Raw genomic sequence first — 2,100 nt, 5'->3', positions numbered from 1 at the left:
CAGCGTCCATGTCAGGGCTACGACGCATTGCGGGGTGATTTTCATCCGACAATTGTCCCATGGATGTAAATCAATCTCTAGAGCTCCTCGCCGGCCTGAGCCCGGCGCAATTCATGCGCCGGCACTGGCAAAAAAAGCCGCTTCTCATCCGCCAGGCGCTGCCGGGGCTGCAACCTGTGCTCAGCCGCGCAGCACTGTTCAGGCTCGCGTCGCGTGAGCAAGTCGAGTCCCGGCTGATTGTCCAGCAGCCCAAGGGATGGCGGATGAAACAGGGGCCTTTTGCCGCGCGAAGCCTCCCGCCGCTGAGCCAGAAAGCCTGGACCTTGCTGGTGCAGGGGGTGGATCTGCATGACGCCGGCGCGCATGCGCTTTTGCAGAAGTTCCGTTTTGTGCCTGATGCCCGGCTCGACGACCTGATGATTTCGTTTGCTACGCCCGGCGGCGGCGTTGGGCCGCACTTTGACAGCTATGACGTGTTCCTGTTGCAGGCCAGCGGCCGGCGGAGATGGAAGATCGGGCGGCAGAATGACCTGACGCTGCAGGAAGATGTGCCGCTGAAAATCCTACGGAATTTTGTTCCTGAGGAAGAGTTTGTACTGGAGGCGGGCGACATGCTCTACCTGCCTCCGCGCTATGCCCACGACGGCATTGCCGAGGCGTCGCTGCAGGCCGATGGAAAACCTGCAGATTGCATGACATATTCCATCGGATTCAGGTCGCCTGCACAGGGAGAACTGGCCGCGGAACTGCTGCATCGCCTGGCCGAGTTCACTGAGGACGAGCGCCATGAGGGCGATGAATCTGCCGCGGAAGAAATCGGCCGCAAGGCACGGCCCCGCCTGTACCGCGATGCGGGGCAGGCCGCAACCGCAACACCGGCTGCCATGCCGTCAGAGCTTACGGCCTTCGCCGGCCAGGCCGTTCTGGACGCGTTGAAAGATCCCCTGGCCGTGGCTTGCGCCCTGGGTGAATACATGACCGAACCCAAGCCCTCGGTATGGTTCGATGAGGTGGAGTGCGAGTGGAACGCCGATGCGGCGCGGCAGGGGAGTGCCGGCGTGCATCTCGACACACGCACGCGGATGATGTATGACAGCGACCATGTGTTTATCAATGGCGAGAGCTATCGCGCCAAAGGTGCCGATGCTGCCCTGATGCACCGCCTGGCCGACCAGCGCAGCCTGGCCCCCCGGGAGCTGCGCAAGGCTGGCGCATCGGCCATCGCGCTGCTGGGCGACTGGCACGACGCGGGCTGGCTGCGGCAGACGCTGCCTGCGGAAGACGACTGACCTGCTTGCCAAACAGCCTGGAGACGTTTTATGGATACGGAAAAAACCAGTTCTGCCCTGCCGCCTGCCTTGCTGGAAGGCCGGTTTACTGGCCGCAGCGATTTCACGGAGTTGATCAGGCAGTCGCTTTCAGCGGCAGCCGCACAGGGTTGGCGCGAAATCATTGTGTGCGATCCCGATTTCGAAGACTGGCCCCTGGGAGAACGTGCAGTCGTTCAGGCGCTGAATGATTGGTCCATGACGGGCCGGAAATTCACGATGCTGGCCAAAAACTACGATGAAGTGGTCAGGCGGCACGCCCGGTTCGTCACCTGGCGGCGTACCTGGGCGCACATTGTGGAATGCCGCGCCAATACGTCGGGCGCGGCGGACGATATGCCCAGCGCCTTGCTCGGCCCCGGCTGGGTCTTTGAGCGGCTGGATGTGCAGCGCTGCACTGGCATTGCCGGCTCTGAGGTTGCCAGGCGGGTGGCGTTGAGGGAGCGGATCAATGAGCGTTTGCTGAAAAGTTCGCCGTCGTTCCCCGCCACCACGCTGGGGCTTTAAGGCGGGCATTTGTGCGTCTGAGGGCGCTAAGGGCCTGTAAAGGCTGGCTTAGGGTTTTCCGGCTTGCGTTCCCATTTGTAATATCCGGCATATAATTTAAAGCTGGGTAGAAAGAGCTCGAGTCCTTTCCCCGGTCAAAAATAACTTGAATTCCGGTTTGGGTTTTCTTTTGGCAATTTCCGGAAATTGTTTTCTTAAATATCATCAAGGATCGTAAAAATGAACAAGTCACTCGTTTTGGCAGCTATCGTTGCCGCTGTTGCTC

General features: G+C 60.5%; 2 protein-coding genes. Both read left to right on the top strand.

Features of this window, described 5'->3' with window-relative positions; genetic code table 11:
* Positions 1-59 precede the first annotated feature (59 nt).
* Positions 60-1,289: a JmjC domain-containing protein gene (locus AC1D1P_RS21730; protein ID WP_477671119.1), complete on the top strand. Its 1,230-nt coding sequence runs from the start codon at positions 60-62 to the stop codon at positions 1,287-1,289.
* 30 nt (positions 1,290-1,319) lie between these two features.
* Positions 1,320-1,835: a hypothetical protein gene (locus tag AC1D1P_RS21725; protein WP_477671118.1), complete on the top strand. Its 516-nt coding sequence runs from the start codon at positions 1,320-1,322 to the stop codon at positions 1,833-1,835.
* Positions 1,836-2,100 lie beyond the last annotated feature (265 nt).

The sequence above is a fragment of the Polaromonas sp. P1_E1_2 genome, from assembly GCF_056406035.1.
Note: the sequence above shows the minus strand (reverse complement) of the source record. Positions and strands in the feature narration are given on the sequence as shown.

Excerpts from the sequence above, each read along its gene's own strand:
- AC1D1P_RS21725 (WP_477671118.1), top strand. The coding sequence starts at position 1,320 with ATGGATACGGAAAAAACCAGTTCTGCCCTGCCGCCTGCCTTGCTGGAA.
- AC1D1P_RS21730 (WP_477671119.1), top strand. The coding sequence starts at position 60 with ATGGATGTAAATCAATCTCTAGAGCTCCTCGCCGGCCTGAGCCCGGCG.